General features: G+C 62.1%; 22 protein-coding genes. 21 read left to right on the forward strand and 1 reads right to left on the reverse strand.

Annotation, left to right across the window (positions count from 1 at the left end):
• The first annotated feature begins 22 nt into the window (after nt 1-22).
• From fliG to HS122_07670, 16 genes are all read left to right on the forward strand, one after another.
• Complete coding sequence (fliG, locus tag HS122_07595) at nt 23-1,078, forward strand: flagellar motor switch protein FliG (GenBank protein ID MBE7538260.1); 1,056 nt, start codon at nt 23-25, stop codon at nt 1,076-1,078.
• A gap of 20 nt (nt 1,079-1,098) precedes the next feature.
• On the forward strand, nt 1,099-1,689 hold the full coding sequence (locus HS122_07600) for a flagellar biosynthesis protein (protein MBE7538261.1): 591 nt from the start codon (nt 1,099-1,101) through the stop codon (nt 1,687-1,689).
• Between the two features lie 10 nt (nt 1,690-1,699).
• A complete protein-coding gene (locus HS122_07605) occupies nt 1,700-3,022 on the forward strand; it encodes a FliI/YscN family ATPase (protein ID MBE7538262.1) in 1,323 nt (440 codons plus the stop codon).
• 12 nt (nt 3,023-3,034) lie between these two features.
• On the forward strand, nt 3,035-3,511 hold the full coding sequence (locus tag HS122_07610) for a flagellar FliJ family protein (protein ID MBE7538263.1): 477 nt from the start codon (nt 3,035-3,037) through the stop codon (nt 3,509-3,511).
• Nucleotides 3,508-4,128, forward strand: a complete 621-nt coding sequence (locus HS122_07615) for a hypothetical protein (GenBank protein ID MBE7538264.1) — start codon at nt 3,508-3,510, stop codon at nt 4,126-4,128. Before HS122_07610 ends, HS122_07615 begins: the two co-directional genes overlap by 4 nt.
• A gap of 69 nt (nt 4,129-4,197) precedes the next feature.
• Complete coding sequence (locus HS122_07620; GenBank protein MBE7538265.1) at nt 4,198-6,039, forward strand: hypothetical protein; 1,842 nt, start codon at nt 4,198-4,200, stop codon at nt 6,037-6,039.
• A gap of 65 nt (nt 6,040-6,104) precedes the next feature.
• On the forward strand, nt 6,105-6,509 hold the full coding sequence (locus tag HS122_07625) for a hypothetical protein (GenBank protein ID MBE7538266.1): 405 nt from the start codon (nt 6,105-6,107) through the stop codon (nt 6,507-6,509).
• 56 nt (nt 6,510-6,565) lie between these two features.
• A complete protein-coding gene (locus HS122_07630) occupies nt 6,566-7,438 on the forward strand; it encodes a flagellar hook-basal body complex protein (GenBank protein MBE7538267.1) in 873 nt (290 codons plus the stop codon).
• Between the two features lie 21 nt (nt 7,439-7,459).
• Nucleotides 7,460-8,059, forward strand: coding sequence for a flagellar basal body-associated FliL family protein (locus HS122_07635; GenBank protein ID MBE7538268.1), 600 nt, complete (start codon nt 7,460-7,462; stop codon nt 8,057-8,059).
• 13 nt (nt 8,060-8,072) lie between these two features.
• The gene (locus tag HS122_07640; GenBank protein MBE7538269.1) at nt 8,073-9,116 is read left to right on the forward strand and encodes a flagellar motor switch protein FliM; all 1,044 of its coding nucleotides are present in this window, start codon (nt 8,073-8,075) and stop codon (nt 9,114-9,116) included.
• Entirely contained in the window at nt 9,106-9,351 is a 246-nt protein-coding gene (fliN, locus tag HS122_07645) for a flagellar motor switch protein FliN (protein MBE7538270.1), read from the forward strand. Before HS122_07640 ends, fliN begins: the two co-directional genes overlap by 11 nt.
• Nucleotides 9,352-9,459: 108 nt before the next feature.
• Nucleotides 9,460-9,783, forward strand: coding sequence for a hypothetical protein (locus HS122_07650; protein MBE7538271.1), 324 nt, complete (start codon nt 9,460-9,462; stop codon nt 9,781-9,783).
• 908 nt (nt 9,784-10,691) lie between these two features.
• Entirely contained in the window at nt 10,692-11,150 is a 459-nt protein-coding gene (locus HS122_07655) for a flagellar biosynthetic protein FliO (GenBank protein ID MBE7538272.1), read from the forward strand.
• Nucleotides 11,147-12,055, forward strand: coding sequence for a flagellar type III secretion system pore protein FliP (gene fliP, locus HS122_07660; protein ID MBE7538273.1), 909 nt, complete (start codon nt 11,147-11,149; stop codon nt 12,053-12,055). Before HS122_07655 ends, fliP begins: the two co-directional genes overlap by 4 nt.
• 34 nt (nt 12,056-12,089) lie before the next feature.
• Nucleotides 12,090-12,359 (forward strand): flagellar biosynthetic protein FliQ, encoded by a 270-nt coding sequence (locus tag HS122_07665; GenBank protein MBE7538274.1) that lies wholly within the window; start codon nt 12,090-12,092, stop codon nt 12,357-12,359.
• Between the two features lie 23 nt (nt 12,360-12,382).
• Entirely contained in the window at nt 12,383-13,132 is a 750-nt protein-coding gene (locus HS122_07670) for a flagellar biosynthetic protein FliR (protein MBE7538275.1), read from the forward strand.
• 636 nt (nt 13,133-13,768) lie between these two features.
• On the opposite strand, the gene HS122_07675 is transcribed toward HS122_07670, so the two are convergent.
• Nucleotides 13,769-13,981, reverse strand: coding sequence for a hypothetical protein (locus HS122_07675; GenBank protein MBE7538276.1), 213 nt, complete (start codon nt 13,979-13,981; stop codon nt 13,769-13,771).
• A gap of 137 nt (nt 13,982-14,118) precedes the next feature.
• Here HS122_07675 and HS122_07680 point away from each other — a divergent pair, with 137 nt between their 5' ends.
• From HS122_07680 to HS122_07700, 5 genes are all read left to right on the forward strand, one after another.
• Complete coding sequence (locus HS122_07680; protein ID MBE7538277.1) at nt 14,119-15,243, forward strand: EscU/YscU/HrcU family type III secretion system export apparatus switch protein; 1,125 nt, start codon at nt 14,119-14,121, stop codon at nt 15,241-15,243.
• 36 nt (nt 15,244-15,279) lie between these two features.
• Nucleotides 15,280-17,493, forward strand: a complete 2,214-nt coding sequence (gene flhA, locus HS122_07685) for a flagellar biosynthesis protein FlhA (GenBank protein MBE7538278.1) — start codon at nt 15,280-15,282, stop codon at nt 17,491-17,493.
• Between the two features lie 837 nt (nt 17,494-18,330).
• A complete protein-coding gene (locus HS122_07690; protein ID MBE7538279.1) occupies nt 18,331-19,437 on the forward strand; it encodes a flagellar GTP-binding protein in 1,107 nt (368 codons plus the stop codon).
• Between the two features lie 12 nt (nt 19,438-19,449).
• Nucleotides 19,450-19,725 carry a hypothetical protein gene (locus tag HS122_07695; protein ID MBE7538280.1) on the forward strand — a complete coding sequence of 92 codons (276 nt, stop codon included), beginning with the start codon at nt 19,450-19,452 and terminating at the stop codon, nt 19,723-19,725.
• 46 nt (nt 19,726-19,771) lie between these two features.
• On the forward strand, nt 19,772-20,560 hold the full coding sequence (locus tag HS122_07700) for a FliA/WhiG family RNA polymerase sigma factor (GenBank protein ID MBE7538281.1): 789 nt from the start codon (nt 19,772-19,774) through the stop codon (nt 20,558-20,560).
• Nucleotides 20,561-20,737 lie beyond the last annotated feature (177 nt).

Consider the following 20,737-nt stretch of genomic DNA (forward strand, 5'->3'; position numbering starts at 1 on the left):
CTGACATCGAATCCCATTCTCCATGGCAACAAGCACAGCGACTGAATCGTCCGCACCCGCGGCAATCGACTACGGCAAGCTGACCCGGCTGCAGAAGCTCGCGGTGTTTCTCATCGTCGTCGGCACGGACTCCGCCGCCCAGGTGCTGAAGATGTTCGACGATTCCGAGATCGAGCAGGTGTGTCGGGAAATGAGCCAGTTTCCGATGGTGCCCGACAGCCTGCGCAGGCAGGTGCTGGATGAATTCTCCCCGATCATCGGCGAAAGCATGGACTCATCCCTGGGAGGACTCGACTACGCGCGGCAGGCGATCGAACGCGTGAGGGGTGATTACAAGGCCAACTCCATCCTCAGCCGCGTCGGCATCGCGCAGGGTGGAACCTCGCTCGATGTGATCCAGGAGATCGCGGAGATGGAGGGCCGGCAGATTTACAACCTGATCAAGGACGAACAGCCGCAGACAGTCTCCTTCGTGCTTTCCTATCTCAACGTGGAGAAGGCCAGGGAGATTTTCATGCTGCTGTCTCCCGAGATTCGCGAGGACGTGGTCGAGAGACTCGGAACCATCGAAAGCACATCGCTCGACCTGGTCGGAAAAATAGTGCGCAGTCTGGGCAAGCATTTCGACACGAAGGCGCGTCCGACCTTTCACCGCAGCGGAGGCGTGCGCGCTGTCGCCGACCTGCTCAACAGCATCGACAAGGAAACCTCCAAGGGCCTGCTCGCCCGCGTGGAGGAGCGCAACAGCGCGCTGGGATCGGCCATTCGCAAGAAGATGTTCAGCTTCGAGGATCTGATCCGGCTCCAGGCGGCGGATCTCCAGCGCGTGCTGCGCGAGGTGGACTCGCAGAATCTGGCCACGTCGATGAAGTCCGCCAGCGAGTCGCTGAAGGACAAGATCTACGGGGCGATTTCGAAGCGCGCCGCGGAAAGCCTGCGCGACGAGATTTCCATGCTCGGGCCGGTGCGTCTCAAGGACGTCGAAATGGCCCAGGAGGCCATCATCCAGGTCGTGCGCCGGCTCGAGGAGGAAGGCTCAATTTCGCTCGATGGCGCCGAGGCGGCCGTTGTCGCCTGAAGGAACGAGAATCGCATCCCATGGCCTCCACTTTCCGAAAACTCATCGCCTTCGACCGGCCGCTTTCCTCGGCGACCATTCCCGGGCTGTCGGGACGGCAGTTCAGCGAGAGCGAGGTCGCCGCTGCGCGTGTCGCCGGCTTCCAGGAGGGGGCGGATTCGGCGCGCGCCTTCGCGAGCCAGCAACTGGTTGATTTTCGAGCGGAGGTTCAGGCGCTTCAGGACGGGGTTTTCAGCAGGCTCGCCGATGTCGATGCCGCAGTTGTCCGGCAGGTGCACGCCCTGCTGCCGAATCTGGTCATGGATATTGTCCAGCGACTGCTTGCCGGATTCGAGCCGCCAGCGGAGGCGGTGGACCGGATATGCTCCGAGACGCTCAGCCAGCTCTACCCGGAGACCGAGAATCTCGAACTCATGGTCAGCCCGCAGGATGCCGCGGTGCTGGAAAAAATTTCCCCTGCATGGACAAGCCGCTATCCGGGGCTGCGGATAACCGCGGCTCCGTCGCTGTCCCCCGGAGACTGCCAGGTTCGCAGCCGGTTCGGCATCACCGATGCGCGGTTGAGCTCAAAACTGGACACCCTGGGGAGGGAGTTCCTCGCCGCCGGTTGAAATGAGAGCCATGCCCGCCGACATCACACCGATCTTCGAGGATCTACGCGTGCAGCTCCGCACGATGCCGGCGGTGCGCCGTCTCGGCAGGGTCACAAGTGTCACCGGCCTGATCGTCGAGAGCGAAGGACCGAACGTGGGGCTGGGCGAACTGTGCAAGCTGCGGTCCGACCGCGGTGAGTTTGATTTTCTGGCGGAGGTCGTCGGATTCCGCGGCCAGCATGTGCTGTTGATGCCGCTGGGTGAAATGACCGGCCTGCACGCGGGCGCCGAGGTGATGGCTTTTGATCTTCCTCCGCTGCCCGCGCGCGGACCGCAGCTGCTCGGCAGGGTGCTGGATGCGCTGGGCCGCCCGATCGACGGGCTGGGACCGATCCGCACGCAGCGGGGGGACGTCACCTCGTCGAAGCCCCCGCATCCGCTGAGACGCCGGCGCATACACGATGCCTTTGTCACGGGTGTCCGCGCGATCGACGCCTTTGTGCCGCTCGGACGCGGACAGCGCGTGGGGCTCTTCGCCGGATCCGGCGTGGGCAAGTCGACGCTGCTTTCCATGATCGCGAGAGGCGCCGACGCCGATGTCGTGGTTGTCGGCCTGATCGGTGAGCGCGGCCGCGAGCTCAGGGAGTTCATCGAGAAGGACCTGGGTGACGACGGACTCGCCCGCTCCGTGATTGTCTGCTCAACCAGTGACACGCCCGCTCCTCTGCGCATGCGCGCGGCCTACACGGCCACGGCGATTGCGGAGTCCTATCGCGACGCCGGGGCCAACGTGCTGCTGCTCATGGACAGCGTGACCCGCTTTGCAATGGCCCAGCGCGAGATCGGGCTGGCGGTCGGTGAACCGCCCGCGACGCGTGGCTACACGCCCAGCGTCTTTGCGCTTCTGCCGCGACTGCTCGAACGCGCGGGAGCGGGGGAGACGGGCACCATCACCGCGCTTTACACGGTCCTTGTTGAAGGCGACGACATGAATGAGCCGGTTGCCGATGCGGTTCGAGGCATCCTCGACGGCCACATCGTGCTTTCGCGATCCCTTGCGCAGGCGAACCACTACCCGGCGATCGACGTGCTTGAGAGTGTGTCCCGCCTCACCAACGACATCTGTTCCGCTGAGGAAATCTCCGCGAGCGGGCGAGGACGCGAGCATCTCGCCATTTATCGGAAGAACGAGGACCTGATCACAATCGGGGCGTACCAGAAGGGTGCGAATCCCGCGCTGGATCAGGCGGTCAGCCTGCATGAGCCGCTGCGCGGATTTCTCAGGCAGCCGGTCGACGATCGTTCGGAGCGCGCCGAGACGTTTGCCAGCTTGAAACGCATTGTCGGCTGACAACTGCACGCCATGAGACGCTTCAAGTTTCCACTCAAGTCTGTGATCGTTGTCCGCGAGGCCCGTGAAGCCCGGGCGCGGGATGCATTTCTTGCGGCGGTGCACGCGGCGATCGCCGCCGAGCGCGAGCTCGAGTGCCTGGTCGCCGAACGCGCGTCGATCGAAAGGGTCCTCATTGCTGAACGCCAGTCGTCCTTTCGGGCCGCTGAACAGGCCGGCTTTCTCCAATCGCTTCATCGTGTGGAATCCCGGGAGGCCCTGGCGCGCGACGCGGTACGCAAGGCGCAGGAATTCCGCGAATGGCAGAGGCAGGCGTGGCTGGAGGCCAGGCGGGATGTCCGCCTGATCGAGAAACTGAGGACGACGGCGCTCGAGAAGTTTCGCCGCGACTTTGAACGCGAGGCCCAGCGCATCCTCGACGACCACACCGGCGCCGCCGTTGCCCGGGAATCAAGCGCATTCGCCACCAACTCCGTGCTCCCGACATGAAACTACTGGCAAATCCCATCGTCGTTGTCCTGCTTGGCCTGCTCCTCGGCGTTGGCACAAGCACAGGCGTGGTCTGGACCACGGCCAGGCCGCTGGTGCGGCAGCTCGCGAGCTCCCTTGCATCTGAAAGCAAGCCCGCGCGGCCGGAGCCGCCGTGGGATTTCTGGACGATTGAAGTCGAATCCCTGGCCAGGGAGCTGAAGGAGCAGAAGGCCGCGTTGAAGACACGCGAGGAAGGCTTCGCGGTGCGGGAGACGCGCCTGCAGGCGGAGCAGCGGGAACTGGAGAAGACACGGAAGCAGGTCGAGGCGCTGCGCGACGAGATCGCATCGAAGATGATCGAGGTCCAGGCGGATGAGGCGAAGAACCTGAAGACTCTGGCGGCCACCTATCGCAATCTTTCCCCCAAGACCGCAGTCGCGATCCTTCGCGAGATGGACGAAATGACGGTCGTCAAGATCCTGTCCCTGATGAAGACGGATGAGCTGAGCGCGCTCTTTGAAGAGATGGGCAAGTCGGCCGATCCCGCGCTCATCAAGCGTGCCGCGCAACTCTCTGAACGCATCCGGCTCATCAAGGCGAGCCGCACCACCACCACGGCAAGCAATATTCCGTAGCGAAAATCTTTTCAGTCAGGCTGGCGCACCAGGGACGGGGCGCATCGTTTCCAAGGATGGAGCAAACTCATGCCAATTACTCCATCCACACTTTCGATTGAACCCTCGGCGCCGAGCGCGCTCGCATCAACCGCTCCATCGACCGGGCAGCCGGTCGACGGCTGCGAAACGACGGCGGCGGATTTCGCCGATGTCTTTGCGGACTCGGTGGACAGTTCGGCTGATGCGCCGGCGGTTCAAGGTGCTTCTGCGGGTTCCGGGCCGCCCGACGGTGAAAAACCCGCCCAACTGCAAGCTCGTGTGCCGACATTTCCGCATCTTGCCTCCCCGAAGGCATGGACGCTGGTCGAGGCAGCGGTCACAGCCGGCGCCGTGACGGTGGAGATGCTGGAAGCCGATCCGAATCTGCCTCGTGGGGATGCTGCGCAGGGTGAGCCGGACAAGTCCGAACAATCTGACGAATCTGAGGACCATGATCGGTTCGGCATGCGTGACCCGGGTGCTGTCTCTGTGGTCGGGAATCCCTGCTTGAGCATGGTTTTGCCGGCAGGCCTCACGAACCCGCTCGCGGCTCAACAGGAGGTGGTCGTCGATTCCAAGGATGATGTTCCGGTCACCGGAGTCACCGCAATGCCTTGCGCGCTTGGATTCCGTTCATCTGCCGGAGCGGCGCAATCGCGGATCCCTGCGGATCTCCCGGCTGGCCCTTCGCCGGCGATTCAGGCCAATGTCGCGGAGCCGGGACAGATGCATGAGAAGGCGCCGGGCGCGAGCCAGCAGTCCTTGCTCAATGCAGAGATGGTCAGCCGTCCGACCAACAGGTCTTCCAGTGTGTCGATCGCCGGATCAGCGATCACTGTTTCGCAAGCCTTGTCAGGTCCTGAAAAACCACCCGTGAATGCAGGTTCATCCGGTGATCTGTCGGAATTCTCGGGCAGCATTTCCTCAACTGGCGCGGAAAAAGGGGCTTCATCAATCGATGGATTCATGCGCCCGCTGGACGTTGGAAGAGCGCTTGGTGCGGAGGATGGAATCGCTGCCAGCGGCGATGCCCCCGGCAGAAATTCACCGGTGCAGATTTCCGACGAAAAGGCGGCGCCAGTCGGTATCCGATTTCTGACTACGCGGCGGGAAAAAGTTGCCGGTGAAGCCGGTCCACCGGCCGCGCCGCAAAAGGCCGGTGCGGTTTCCAGTCCTAAGGAAGACAAAATGCCTTCGTTACGCGTTGATGATTCATATGTTGCGCATGGCCGGCGCGACGTTGGCACTGAAGCTGCAACGCCGGTGGCTCCCATGATTCATGAAGGTCGCCATCCCCGGTTTTCTGCGATGCCTGGCGACGCATTGATATCGGGCCTCGAGAGCGCTTCGAGTTCCGGAAACGCACGCAGCGCCCCTTTGAATCCTCCTGGCACAGGCGGCAGGGCCGCCGTCGCAGCCGTGGAGACGATCCGGCAGATCACTGACGCAGCCGATGTTCTCTGGGCGACCGAGCGTTCCGGCGTGAATCTCAGACTGAAGCTCGACGATGTGGGCATCAATGTGAGCGTTGCCTATCGTGATGGAGAGATTCGGGCGACATTCCATGCCGACTCCCCCGAGCTGCGCCAGGTGCTGACATCGGCGTGGGAGAAGCACATCGCGTCCATTTCCGATCAGAAGCCCTATCGTTTTGTCGAACCGGTCTTTTCCGGCTCGCATGCGTCCCCGACCAGCGACGGCGGTTCGTCAGCCAACTCCTGGTCAATGGGAGGAGACTTGTCGCGGCAGTCTTCACAGCAGACCCAGCGCGAAGACCACGGATCCGTTCGACGCCCCCGCCGCGCGAATTCCACCGTCGCAGTTTCCCACGCGGCTTCCGCAACCACCCGGCTTTCCGACAACGCAGGACGCCTGCGGGCCTTCGCCTGAAAACCTGATCACAGCCATGCAGATTCAACCCAACACGACGACCGGCAACTTCGCCGACCAGGTGCTTGCCCGGACTCCGAAGCAGACGCTGGGGCAGGAGGATTTTCAAGCTCATCACGGTTCAACTGGCGCACCAGGATCCCATGAAGCCGATGGAGGACACCGCCTTCATTGCCCAGATGGCCCAGTTCACCAGCCTTGAGCAGACCACGCAGCTCAACCGTGAATTCGCGGCGTTGCGGGCGTCGAGCGAGCTTAGCTCCGCCGGTGGACTGATCGGCCGCCAGGTCACGGTGCTGGACTCCGACAACCTGCCCGTCACCGGGATAGTTTCGGCAGTCGACCACACGACGAGCACGCCCCGGCTGGTGATCGACGATGTGCTCTACCCATACGCGAGCGTGCTCCGCGTCGAGGCTGCTCCCGTCGAATCCCAGCCCGCGCCGGACGCCGCGCCCCCCGCACCTTGATTTTTGAAAACATAACCAACCTCCCAACGACAACCTCAGTCAAATCTTAGATCATCATGTCACTCATCGGAACACTCACCTCGGGCGTCAGCGCCATGAGAACCTTCACCAAGGGCCTCGAGGTCATTGGCAACAACATCGCCAACGTCAACACGATCGGCTACAAGAGCACGCGTGCCGTTTATGCGGACAGCTTCAGCGACACCTTGAAAGGCGCTGCTCCCTCCACGGCAACCACGTCCAATCAGTCCGCCCTGCAGATTGGCACGGGCGTAAAGCTCGCGGCCGTTGTGGCGCGTTACACCCAGGGGTCGCTCAACACGACGGGTGTCTCCACCGATCTCGGCATTTCGGGCAACGGCTATTTCCGGGTGCAGAATCCGGTCGACAGCCAGGAGTACGTCACGCGCGCCGGAGCGTTTCGCATCGACGACAGCGGTTATCTGGTGACTTCCCAGGGCTACCGCGTTCTCGGTCTGACCGGCGGTGTGGCCGGGACTCCGCCGGCGACGCTGGGACCCATCCGTCTCGCCACGCTGGCGCCGACGGATCCGCAGCGGAAGGAGATCTCCATCGACCGCACGGGAAATCTCATCGAATTCTACGCCGACGGCACGTCGGTCACGACGAACCAGGTCCTGCTCCAGAATTTTGCCGATCCATCCTCGCTCGTGCGTGAGGCGGACAACCTCTTCTCCGGCATGCTCACGGCGGGTCCGATCGGCGGGGCGACCATGACGGCCGCAAACAATACACCGAGTGGAAACGGGCTCGGTAGCATCGAAAGCGGTGCGCTCGAGCTGTCGAACGTCGATCTCACCGAAGAGTTTTCCAACCTGATCACGACCCAACGGTCCTTTCAGGCGAGCTCCCGTCTCGTGACGGTGTCGGACTCGGTTCTCGAGGACATCGTCAATCTGAAGCGCTGATTTTCCTGAATCCTTCGCCACATGGCTGCCAAGACAGAAGCTCCTCCTGCGGCAACACCTTCGGGTGAGGCAGACGCACCCGAAGCTAAAGCGCCGGGCATGCTCTCCAAGCTGGTTCCGATCATCGCTGTTGTTGTGCTGGCCCCCGTGGCATCGTGGGGTGTCGCGAAGTACGTGATCATTCCACAGCTCAAGCACGAGCTCTCGTCGCTTTCGGCTGAAGGGTCCGCCCCTGCCGGTCATGGGGAGGCGCCTGCTGCCGCCAAGGCCGAGAAGGAGTCGGGGGGCCATGGCAAGAAGGCGGCTGCTTCAACCGGGGAGGGCAACAGCTACACCTTTGAGAACGTTGTCGTGAATCTTGCGGGCACGATGGGCACGCGCTATCTCAAGGCGACCTTCATGGTTTCCGGCTCCGACGCGGGCCTGCGCTCCCAGTTCGAGTCGAACAAGCCGAAGATGGTGGACGTTGCGTTGAATGTCCTTTCGGCACTCACGCTCACCGATCTGGAGGAGCCCGGCTCCAAGAACATCATCCGTGAAAAGCTGATGGGTGCCTTCAACCAGGCGCTTGGCAGGAAGGTTGCCGAACAGATCTATTTCTCGGACTTCGTCGTGCAGTAAATCAGCAATCACCATGGCGGAAGAAAACAGCAACCCCGTGCCGGAGGTCCTGGACCAGGGCGAGATCGACCGCCTGCTGGCGACGTCGGTCGAGGCGCCGAAACCAGTGGTGTTCCGCTCCGATGGGCGGCGCCTGCAGGGCTCGGAAGTCTCCAAGATTGAAGTCTACGACTTTCGGAATCCGGTCTTCCTAGCCGAGGCGGAACTGCGGCGTCTGCGCATGCTGCACGAGGAGTTCATCCGCTATCTTTCCGCGCGGCTGTCGCTCTTTCTCCGCATGGAGCTCGGCCTGAAGATGGCGAAACTCACAACGGTGTCGTACGGCAAGTTCACCGAATCGCTGCCGAGTCCGACGCATATCTGCCTCTTCAAGACCGACCCTCTGCCCGGAGTCGGCATTCTCGACATTAATCCGCGCCTGGCGCTTTCGATCGTCGACCGGATGCTTGGCGGCAGCGGAAAGTCCGTGCCGCTGGAGCGCTACCTCACGGAAATCGAAGTCACGCTGCTCGAGGACATCCTTGTCATGATTCTCGAGGAATGGTGCGCGCAGTGGAAGGACGTCCGGGAGCTGCATCCCTCACTCATAGGCCATGAAAGCAACGGCCGGTTCCTTCAGACCTCGACCAAGGACGCGGTTGTCCTAACCCTGACAATGGAGGCGACCTTCGGCGACTGTTCCGAGCAGATTCAGATCGGCATTCCGTACTTCACGATCGACCCGCTGGTGAAGCACCTGCAGGCCTCCAGGGAGAAGGAGGGCACGCCTGCGGCAAAGGCCCAGAAGGCGGAATGGAAGCCGGTCTATGAGCACATTTCGATTCCGGTGCGTGCGGAATGGGATGCCTTCGAGCTTTCCCTCCGTGAAATCGCGGAACTCCGGGTCGGGGACATCATCGAGCTTCCCTCCGAGATTGTCGACCGCACGACCGTCACCCTGAACGGTACACCAAAATTTACCGGCACCGTCGGACTCGATGGTGAGGCGGTTGTCGTGAAACTCAGCCAGAAGATTTCGCAGGAGCATGCTCCCAAGCCCAAGCACCATGGAAGATAAAGCACTCGACGTCGTGCTCGACGTCAAAGTCAAGGTCACCGTCCAACTCGGCTCCTGTCATCTGCCGATGCGCGAGGTTCTCGAACTCGCGCCGGGCACTGTCATCCAGTTGAATCAGCAGGCCAGCGATCCCGTGGGGCTTTTCGTCAACGACAAGCTCGTCGCCTATGGCGAGGTCGTCGTGGTGGAGGACAGTTTCGGCATAAAGATCACCGAGCTTGTCGGCGGGCGATAGGGTGTTGCTCAATGCAGCGTTCAATGCAGCGCTGCGATTGGACTCGCGTGGCAGTGGCAAGCACCGGCTTGTGTCCGCCCGCCCGGCGCGTTTGGATCCAAGCCGAGCATGTTCACTCAAGCGCGCGATGCCATGACGAGCCGGGGGGCGCGGGTTTACCTGAACGGCCTGTTTGCGCCGTATGGCAGGCTTGTTGAACTCCGGATCGACTCCAGGCAGAGGACCATTGAGGCGTCCTGCCTGCTCCATGGCGAAAGCGCGCCGATCGTGGTCACTGTCGGCAGCTACGTTGTTGAGACGGACGGCTCGAAACGATTTCTCCGCGTGTGCGACTGCGCATGCACGCGTGCCTGGGCGCAGGCGTTGCTCAAGAACCTTGTCGAAGGCCGGCGGCTGGAATTGCCCGCCTGGGCCGCAGCCGCGCTAAGTTAGAATATCCGTCTCCTGGAGGGGCATGCTTTGTCGTGCCCAGGGGACGCGCGTCGCAAAACGCCGCCGGATGGTTTTCACGCGAAGCAGCAGAGCTGAGGAGGGAAAGAAGAGTGGCTGGGGCTTCCAGCCCGCAGTCATCCTTGGGATCAATGGGAAGGTGGAATGCCGAGGTCGGAGATCGGAATGTTTTCACGCGGAGGCGCGCAGCACGCGGAGAAAGGAGCTCGCAAACAGGCGGACCATGGCAGCCCACGGCAATGCGCGAGGCGATCGCGCCAACGGATTCTCGGTCGGCTGAGCGCGCTTAAGGTGCACACCATGGCGGCATGGGTGAATGAATGCGCACCAACGGAACCTGGATCGAGCGCGCTGAAGGCGCAGGTCATGGCAGCCCATGGCAACGCCATGGGTTTCGCCGGCAGCAAGAATCTTGAGCCCTGAAGGGGCGATCCACGGTGCGGTTGTGACAGGCGTTGGGCCGCCCCTTCAGGGCTCGGGTTTGGTGTTTGGGAATGGAACCCCGGGCGGTGCCCGGGGCTGGTGTTGGTGCGCCCCTTTGGGGCTGGGGAAAAATTCAATCCGTCGAACCGGTCACGACGGAGCGTGCCCCTCCAAAACTATTTGCATCCGCCTTCCGAACTGGAGGGGCGCGCTTCGTCGTGACCAGGGGACGCGCGTCACGAAACGCCGCCGGAATGTTTTCACGCAGACCTGTCGCTTTCACAAAACGCCCGAATTCCCCACCCGGCTTTCAGGCGGGCAAATCCTGCCGGTCGCTGGTCGGGGTTCGCACGCACGCCGGTTTTCCACCGGTTGCGCGCCATTAGAGTCTCAGAAAGGATTGTATAATAGCGACATCCATGATTCCTGTCGGCGCTGGCACGCATTTCGCTTAGCGGAGGCAGCGCATGAGGATTTCCTCCCATCCCTTTACCAGCGTCACCCGCTGGCTGATAGTGGTAGTCGGCTGCGCCGTTTTGGAGACGGCGCAGCTGATGAGGGCCGAGGAACCGGCCGCTCCGGTTCCCGCTCGCGCACCGGAGACGATCATTTTTCCGCAGGGTTCCTCAGAGAATCCGGGGGGACTGATTCCGGCGAAGGATCGTGGTGGTCGCTCCTGGGGCGTCCTGATTGCCGCGCTGCTTCTCGCCAGTGCAGGGGCCTGGTTTCTGATCAAACGGCGCTCGGCGGGGCCGCTCGGCGGCGCAAAGGGTGAGCGCCGCATCCAGATCGAGGAGACTCGTTCGCTCGGCAACCGCCAGTACCTCGTCGTCGCGGACTACGAAGGCAGCAAATTTTTGATCGGTGTCACGCCGGGGCAGATTCAGATGCTCGCATCCTTGAAGTCCTCCCAGAAACCGTCGTGAAACCACAGCCCTTCGGTCAGTTTGCGCTCTTGAATTTCAGGTCTGGGCTCCTCGCCTGCCTCGTCGCGCTGATTTTCCTGGGCGCTCCGCTGCGGGGTCAGGCGCCAGCACCGGCACCCGCACCTCCGCCGGCCACCGAGTCCACGTCTCCCTCCGCAGGCACGTCGGCAGCACAGCCTCCGTCCGGTGCCTCGATAGCTCTGCCGCCACCGGGTGCGGGAGGAACGGCGAGCCCGCTGCGGCTGAACATCGGCCTCGAAGGCACGGGAAAGCCGGGCGACGTCGGAGTCGCGATCCAGCTCGTGGTCGTGATGACCCTGCTGACGCTCGCGCCGTCGCTGATCATTCTGATGACGAGCTTCACGCGCATTGTCATTGTGCTGGGTTTCGTGCGCACCGCGCTGGGAGTGCCCTCGGCGCCATCGAATCAGATTGTGATCGGGCTCTCGCTTTTTCTGACGTTTTTTCTGATGGGACCGGTTTTCGAACAAATCAACAGCGACGCCCTGCAGCCGTACCTGGCGGGTCAGGCGACGTCCGGTGATGCCTTTGAGAAGGCGACCGTGCCCCTGCGTGCCTTCATGCTCAAGCAGACACGCACGCGCGATCTCGAATTTTTTCTGCAGCTCGGGCGCTTTCCTCCGACACGCGTGGATGAACTGCCGATGCGTGTGGTCATTCCCGCCTTCGTGGTCAGCGAACTGCAGACCGCCTTCCAAATGGGGTTCATGCTGTTCCTCCCCTTCCTGGTTGTGGATTTCCTGGTTTCCTCGGTGCTGATGGCGCTCGGCATGATGATGATGCCGCCGGCGATCGTCTCACTGCCGTTCAAGCTGCTGCTCTTCGTCCTTGTCGATGGCTGGCACCTCGTGGTGAAGAGCCTCGTGGACAGCTTTCACACATAGGCCATTTCCAACCCGATCCCAAACCCTCTCCCCTGTGAACCCGGAACTTGCCATCGATATCTTCAAGAACGTGATCACGTTCTCAATCTACACGGTCGCCCCTTTTCTCGGGGTGATGCTGATCATCGGATTCGCCATGAGTCTCTTTCAGTCAGTGACCAGCATCCAGGAGCAGACGCTGACCTTTGCCCCCAAGCTTGTGGCGCTTGCGGGCCTGCTGATTCTGCTGGCTCCCTGGCTGCTGAGATCCATTTCGGAATTTGCGACGATGATGATCACGCGAATGGCGACATTGGGCAACTGAACAGCGGAGGGAGGGATGTTTCCATGCCGATCGACCTGGTGTTCGCCTGGTTGATGGTTTTTCTCCGGAGCCTCGGAGTAGTCCTGCTTTTTCCGACGCTGGCGGGGCGTCCGCTGCCGGTCATGCTGCGTGTGGCCATGGCGGCGTGCCTGGCCTCGATCCTCTACGGCATTGTCCGCGGAAGTCAGTTTCCGGCTGGGATTGGCGGACTGATATATGCCGCGGGAGGCGAGGTGATTCTCGGGCTTGTTTTCGGATTCATTGCACGGCTTGCCTTCGCCGCGGTTGAGCTGGCGGGACGGCTGATTGCAAACGAGATCGGCCTGATGGCGGCGCCGGGATTTGACGTGCCGCAGCCGGCACAGGAACCCCTGCCGTCGTTTCTGTCGATATTTGCGGGAGTGCTGTTCTTTCTTTTTGGCGCGCACCTGAGCGCGCTCACGGCGTTTCTGCGCAGCTTCGAACTCGCCCCCGCGGGCGCTCCCGCATTCAGCGACGGCACGATACTCTCGCTGATCGTGCAAACGGCGCATGTCATCGATCTCGGATTCCGCATCGCCGCGCCGTTCATCGCGTTGAACTTTCTCGTCAACCTGGCGTTTTCCGTGCTTGGCCGGGCGGTGCCGAAGATGGGAGTTTTTGTCCTGAGTTATCCGCTGCGCATACTGGCTGGGTTCACCCTGCTTGCGGGTGCGGGCGGATTGATTGCGCGGTACCTCTGGACGGAATTTGACGCGATGCCCTTCAGGATCCTGGAGATCCTGCCGCATTGAACCACGGATCTGCCGGCGAGCAGGCGGAGGCGCGGAGCACGCGGAGGGGAGAATCGGAGGGCGAAGCCCAATTTGTGAACTGGAGGGGCATGCTTTGTCATGCCCTGGGGACGCCCCTCGCAAAACGCCGCCGGATGGTTTTCACGCGAAGCAGCAGAGCAGAGGAGGGAAAGAAGAGTGGCTCGGGCTTCCAGACCGCAGTCATCCTTGGGATCAATTTGAAGGTAAAATGCAGAGGTCGGAGATCGGATGGTTTTCACGCGGAGACGCGGAGCACGCGGAGAAAGGAGCCCGCAAACGGTCGGACCACGGCAGCCCATGGCAATGCGCGAGGCGATCGCGCCAATGGATTCTCGGTCGAGCGCCCTTAAGGCGCACACCATGTCGGCATGGGTGAATGAATGCGCACCAACGGAACCTGGATCGAGCGCGCTGAAGGCGCAGGTCATGGCAGCCCATGGCAACGCCATGGGTTTCGACGGCAGCAAGAATCTTGAGCCCTGAAGGGGCGATCCACGGTGCGATTGTGACAGGCGTTGGGCCGCCCCTTCAGGGCTCGGGTTTGGTGTTTGGGAATGGAACCCCGGGCGATGCCCGGGGCTGGTGCTGGTACGCCCCGTTGGGGCTGGGGAAAATTCAATCCGTTGAACCGGTCACGACAAAGCGTGCCCCTCCAAAATTGTTTGCATCCACCTTCCGAACTGGAGGGGCATGCTTTGTCATGCCCAGGGGACGCGCGTCGAGCTGCCCCGACTGGATGACACCAAACCGCCATTCCGAGACGCCTTCATCCGGTTCGAATCCGGATTGATCCGTGGTTGAAACTTCCGAGGTTTTCGTTCGGTCCATCCGTGGTTGCTCCCACTGCAAATTTTGCCGCTCCAGCAACCGTGCGCCGGAGACAATTTCGTAACAATCACACCAACAGAACTATCCAGGAGCCCAACGCATGCTGGCACTGTCCTTGCATTGCCTGACGGGAGGCCATGGCTGACCACAACGACGACTCAAAAACCGAGCTGCCGACAGACAAGCGGAAGACGGAGGCCATGGATCGTGGTCAGTTCGCGAAGACGCCTGAACTTCAGGTCGTCGCCATGCTTGTCGCGGCATTGGGCGTCTTTTCCATGAGCCTTGCCGGTGGCACGCGCGAAGTCGCGGCGCTGGCCACGCTTTTCTGGCGGGATCTCGGTGCCGCGCGACTGGAGATTTCAACCCTGCCGGATCAGCTCGACGATGTCGGACTCGTCCTCGCCCGAGTCCTGATTCCCGTGATCGTTGCCACCACGGCCGCGACTCTGCTGGCGGGTGGGTTCCAGACGGGCTTCCGGATTTCCCCGAAGGCGCTGGGCGTCAAGTTCGAGCGGCTCGACATTGTGCAGGGATGCCAGCGGCTGTTTTCGAAAACCACGATGATGCATGGGCTGATCGATTTTCTGAAAATGCTCGGCATCGGGCTGGTCCTCTGGATGGCGGCGAAGAATCTGCTTTCGGATCCGCTGTTCAGTGCGCCCGTCGAAAGCGCCTATCTCGGAGGATTTCTCCACCGCGCCACGATGGAGTTCTTTGCGAAGCTGCTGCTCGCCCTCGGCATCATCGCCGCCCTGAGCTACGCGTATGAGCGCTTCAAGACGCTGAGCGAGATGCGCATGACGCGGCAGGAGGTGAAGGACGAGCACAAGCAATCCGAGGGCGACGCCAACACCAAGAGCGCCATGCGGCGCATGGGTCGCCGCCTCCTCCAGAAGCAGATGCTTGGTGCTGTCGCGACGGCCGACGTCGTCGTCACCAACCCGACCCACTTTGCTGTCGCGCTGAAATACGAACGCGGCAAGGACAACGCCCCTGTCGTGCTGGCGAAGGGCGACAACCGCTTTGCGCTGCGCATCAAGGCGCTGGCGGCGGAGCACGGCGTGCCCATGGTGGAGAATCGCCCCGTTGCGCGCATGCTTTTCAGCGTGGGCAGGGTGGGCGAGCCGATTCCGAGTGAACTCTACCAGGCCGTAGCCGGCATTCTCGCCTTCGTCTACAAGACCCACCGCCTGTACTTCCACGAATTGAAGATGCGCCGCACCGTCGCGGAAAGCGCGGAACTGCGGGGCGTTGCCTGACCGTGATCCCATCCCGTTTTCATCACTGACACTTTCATGGCCTCCGCCGCTGCCACCAGTCCTGCAATCGTACCCGCAACATCGCCTTCGAAGGGAGCCGGTGTCGACCTGTTGAAACGCGCCGATTTGATTTTCACGGGTGCGCTTTTCATGACCGTGCTCATGCTGCTGGTGCCATTGCCCGCACTGGCGCTCGATGTCATGCTCGCGCTGCAGATGGGTGTCTCCCTGCTGATGCTGCTCATCGTGATCTATGTGAAGGATCCGCCCGAGTTTGCCGGATTTCCCACGCTGCTGCTCGCACTCACACTCTTTCGTCTGGCGCTCAACATCTGCTCCACACGGCTGATTCTCACCAAGGGCGAGGCCGGCCACGTGATCGAGTCCTTCGGCCACTTTGTCATCCAGGGCAACTACATCGTCGGCTTCGTCGTCTTCCTGATCCTCGTCGTGATCAACTTCGTGGTCATCACCAAGGGTGCCGGCCGCATCGCGGAAGTGAGCGCGCGGTTCACCCTCGACGCCCTGCCCGGCAAGCAGATGGCCATCGATGCCGAGCTGAACGCGGGCATCATCGACGAGGCGACCGCCACAGCGCGCCGGCAGAAGGTGCAGAAGGAGGCGGATTTCTACGGTGCGATGGACGGTGCGTCCAAGTTCGTGCGCGGCGACGCCATCGCCGGCATCCTCATCACGCTCGTCAACGTCATCGGCGGTTTTGCCATCGGCGTGCTGCAGATGGACATGACGCTTTCCGAAGCGGCGACGAAGTTCACGCTGCTGTCGATCGGTGACGGCCTCGTCTCGCAGATTCCCGCGCTGATCGTTTCGGTCGGAGCCGGCATTCTGGTTACGCGTGCGGCGGGGACCGGAAATCTTGGCCAGCAGATCGGCGGGCAGTTGGTACGCTACCCGCGCGCGATCGGCATCTCTGCGGCGATGCTCGCCGTATTCGGCCTCATGCCCGGCATGCCTGCGCTTCCATTTTTGAGTCTCGCAATCGTCGGCGGTTACATCGCCCGCATTCTCAAGCAGCAGCAGCGCGTCGATGATGCATCGGCGGAGATTGCCGCGGCGACAACCAAGGCCGCGGGCTCGGGCAAGGCACCGGCCACCGGCAAGGACGGTGCGTCCGCCGCGGGAAAATCGGCCATCTCCGAGGATCTGCGCAGACTTGTCGATCTCGACGTGTTTGCGATCGAGATTGGTTACGGGTTGCTGCCCCTTGCGGATGCCAAGCAGGGAGGCGATCTGCTGGCGCGGGTCACGGGAGTTCGCAAGACACTCGCACGCGAGAAGGGCATCCTGGTACCGCCGGTCTCCGTGCGCGACAATCTCGAACTCGAGGCAAACGAGTACCGCTTCCTGCTCCGCGGAAAGACGGTTGCCAAGGGCCAGGTGCAGCCGGGCCGCAGCATGGCCATGAATGTTTCGAACAGCACGGTCGCGCTTCGCGGCCTGCCGACGCGCGAGCCGGTGTTCGGGCTCGAGGCGGTGTGGATCGACGAGGCGGAACGCAAGACAGCGGAACTCAATGGCTACACGGTGGTGGATCCGTCGTCCGTGATGATCACGCATGTTTCCGAGACGCTCAAGAATGTCGCGCACCTGCTGCTCGGCCGCCAGGACGTGCAGACGCTGATCGATCACCTGAAGGAGTCGCACCCCGCGCTCATCTCCGAGCTGATTCCCGACCTCGTCAATCTCGGCATCATTCAGCGAGTCCTGCAGAACCTCCTGCGGGAAAATCTGTCGATTCTCAATCTGCCGCTTGTACTTGAGTGCATTGGCGACTTTGCGGGTGTCACGAAGAACCCCGACGATCTCAGCGAGCTCGCACGCCGGCGACTGGGACTTTATTTCGTGCCAGAGCTCGAGTGTCGCCCGGGAATGCTGAAGGCGGCGACGTTTGATCCAAGGCTCGAGCAGGTGCTGGTTGCGCGCATTCATCGCACGCCGAGCGAAGTGGGGCTGGCGCTTGACCCGATGCTGGGGCGTCACCTGCTGACGGAAATCAACGCGCGCGTGGCGGAGTTCACGAAGGAGAATCTCACGCCGGTGCTTGTGGTCAGCACCGAGTTGAGGCTCGCGCTGAAACGCTTTTTTGAGCCATCGTTCCCGAGGCTGGTGGTCCTGGCCTTCCAGGAGCTTCCGGCGACGACGGAAATCGAGAACACCGCGATCATCACGATCCCGCCGCAGATCGCAGCCCGCCTGGAGTCGCCCGCGCCCGCGCTGCGGGCGGCGTAACGGGCGTGGTGGATCGAGCGCGCTGAAGGCGCAGGCCATGGCAACGCCATGGGTTTCGACGGAAGGAACAATTTTGAGCCCTGAAGGGGCGATCCACGGTGCGATTGTGACAGGCGTTGGGCCGCCCCTTCAGGGCTTGAGTTTGGTGTTTGGGAATGGAACCCCGGGCGATGCCCGGGGCTGGTGCTGGTGCGCCCCTTTGGGGCTGGGGAAAAATTCAATCCGTCGAACCGGTCACGACGGAGCGTGCCTCTCCAAAATTGCTTGCATCCGCCTTCCGGCCTGGAGGGGCATGCTTTGTCATGCCCTGGGGACGCGCCTCGCAAAACGCCGCCGGAATGTTTTCACGCGGAGGCTCGAAGCAGAGGAGGGAAAGAAAAGTGGCTCGGGCTTCCAGCCCGCAGTCATTTCGAGGATCAATTTGAAGGAGGCATGCAGAGGTCGGAGATCGGAATGGTTTCACGCGGAGACGCAGAGCACGCGGAGAAAGGACAGTGCAAACGGGCGGACCACGGCAGCCCATGGTAATGCGGGAGGTGATCGCATCAACCGATCCTGGATCGAGCGCGCTGAAGGCGCAGGCCACGGCAGCCCATGGCAACGCCATGGGTTTCGACGGGAGCAATAATTTTGAGCCCTGAAGGGGCGATCCACGGTGCGATTGTGACAGGCGTTGGGCAGGATTCGGCAAATTCTGCCGATGGCTCGCGCTTCCGCTTTTCGACATCGGCTCGTCTAGGCAATCAACCCTAGATAGAATCTCGTAAGTATCGTTGTGATAAAACGATAAGGTTCAGTCTTTGAGATTGGCATGAATATGGCATCAGGCGGTGCCGAATGTCCCCTTCCGCTGCTGCCATTGCTGAAAATCGTTCCCCGGCCAATGCGATCTACAAGCTCGTCGTGCGGTCTGCGGATGAGGCGGTTCAGGCGATTCGGACGCAGCTCGGCGAAAACGCCAAGGTCCTGTCCGTAAGGCAGCTTCCCGGCCAGGGACTCTCGGGACTCTTCGGTCGCCCGCGGCTCGAGGTGATTGCTCAGATCGATTCGGGTGAAACCGCTGAGTCTGCGCAGCCCTCGAAAGACCCGGCCGCGTCGTCGCCGACACCAAACGCGGCGGAACAGCTTCAGGATGACGCAAAGGCATCCGGCAGAGCGACCGTTTCGGCTTCTGCGGCGCGGGCAGCGTCGCCGGCCCTGCAGCTTCCCGATCTGCTTCGACGTTCCGGATTTTCCGAGACATTGGTCGCGCGACTGCAGACTGCTCCAGCGGGTGCGTCTCCCGCTCCGCTGCATCGTGCGCTCGCGGATTTCGGTCAGACGTTGCGCACTTCGTCCACCTCCCAAGCCTCTCGGCCGCTGCCATCGCGCGTGGCATTCATGGGCACGGCCGGATCGGGTCGAACGACGGCTCTTTCGAAGTGGCTGTCACAGTGCGTTTTTGTTCAGGGGCGCAAGGGCCGGGTGATAAAGGCCGAGTTCGATCGTCCCAACCTTGCGGAAGGGCTTTCCGTTTTCTGCGAGGCGCTCGGACTTTCGCTGGATCACCATGTTCCCGGCGAACCCGGTGAGCGCACGATCCCTGATGTCGCGGCGAAGGAATTTGTTTTCGTCGATCTTCCGGCGCTCTCCCTGCAGCCGTCGGAAAACGCCGGCATGGTTCGTTTTCTCGACACCGAGCGCATCGACGGCCGCGTGCTGGTCCTCAATGCGCTGCATGATCTTTCAAGCCTGCGCGCGGCCTACAACGCGGGCCGGGCGGCCGGTGCCACGCACCTGGTTTTCACGCATCTCGACGAGCTCGGTCAGTGGGGAAAGCTCCTCGATTTCCTGATCGATGCCGACGTGGCGCCGCTCTTCCTCGCCACCGGACCGAGTCTGACGGGCGACCTCGAGGTGGATGCCGTGGGCGCCGTCCTTCGAAAAACGCTCCCGGGCTCCTGAGAACCGACCGCCATGAAGTTCATCTTTCTCACCGGCGGATTTGCCGGATTCGTCATCACCGCCGCCACCGGATTCCTGGCTGACCGCGCACCGGACCTGGTGCTCAGGGACGCCGCCATCGGGTGTCTCGCGGGCGCATTGCTCTTCCGCTGGTTCTGGTCGGTCGTGATCAAGGTTTTTGGCGAGACGATGGAATTGAAACGTCTTGCCGCCGCCGCCGAAGCCGAGGCCCAGGCCGCCGAAAAGGCGGTGCCGGTCAGCGCCGCCGCACCGGCAAAGACGCGCTGATTCCCTATTTTTCCACCACAACTCCACATCCTGAACGTCAGTCCCCATGAAACACGCCGCAGTCGCCTATGCCCAGCCCGCAGCCGCCGCCAACGCCTGGCGCGCCTATCAAACCTCCAGCGGTTCCGTCGATGAGAAGGAACTCATCGAACGCTACCTGCCGCTGGTCAGAAATGTCGTCGATCGAATCAAAATCAACCTGCCGGCGCATGTCGACGTCGACGATCTCTACAGCGTCGGCGTCACCGGCCTGATCGCCGCCGTCCGCAAGTACGATCCCGAGCAGGGCCACACCTTCGCGGGTTACGCCAGCACGCGCATCCGCGGCGCCGTGCTCGATGAGCTGAGACGCCTCGACTGGTGTCCGCGCCGCGCGCGTGCGAAGGCAAAGAAGCTCAAGGAGTCGATCAACGAGCTCGAGCAGAAGCTCGGGCGCGCCGCGAGCGAGGAGGAGGTGCGCGAGTATCTCGGTCTCACGCCGAAGGAATATGCCAAGTGGATGGAGGAGGCCCGTCCCGTGTGTTTCGTGGCGATCGATCAGACGACCGAAAACGAGGAAAGCGACGGCACTTCACTGCATGAATTGATCGCCGACGAGAGCGACGTCTCCATCCGCGACCGCATGGAGAAGGAGGAGCTGATGCAGCTCATGGCCCAGCGCATCGCCGAACTTCCGGAGATTCCCAAGAAGATCATTGCGATGTACTATCACCAGAACATGCGGCTCGCGGAAATCGCGGCGGTCTTCAACCTGACCGAGTCCCGCATCTGCCAGATTCACGCTCAGACGGTTATTGGGCTGCGAGCCTACCTCAAGCGCGTGCGCGACAAGTGAGCCGCTGGCGGACCGCAAGTTCGGGATCCAATCAGCGCCTTTTGCTATCGAACGGGAATGTGCGGACCAGGAGCACACGCACGCGCTCCAAATTGGTTCTTCACGTTTGGTAGTGGGTACCCGAGTGATCTTCCATCCCTCGCGACTCCCCCGATCAACGATTTTTGGGGTGGAACA

The organism is Opitutaceae bacterium, from assembly GCA_015075305.1.
In the GTDB taxonomy this organism is placed as follows: domain Bacteria; phylum Verrucomicrobiota; class Verrucomicrobiia; order Opitutales; family Opitutaceae; genus UBA6669.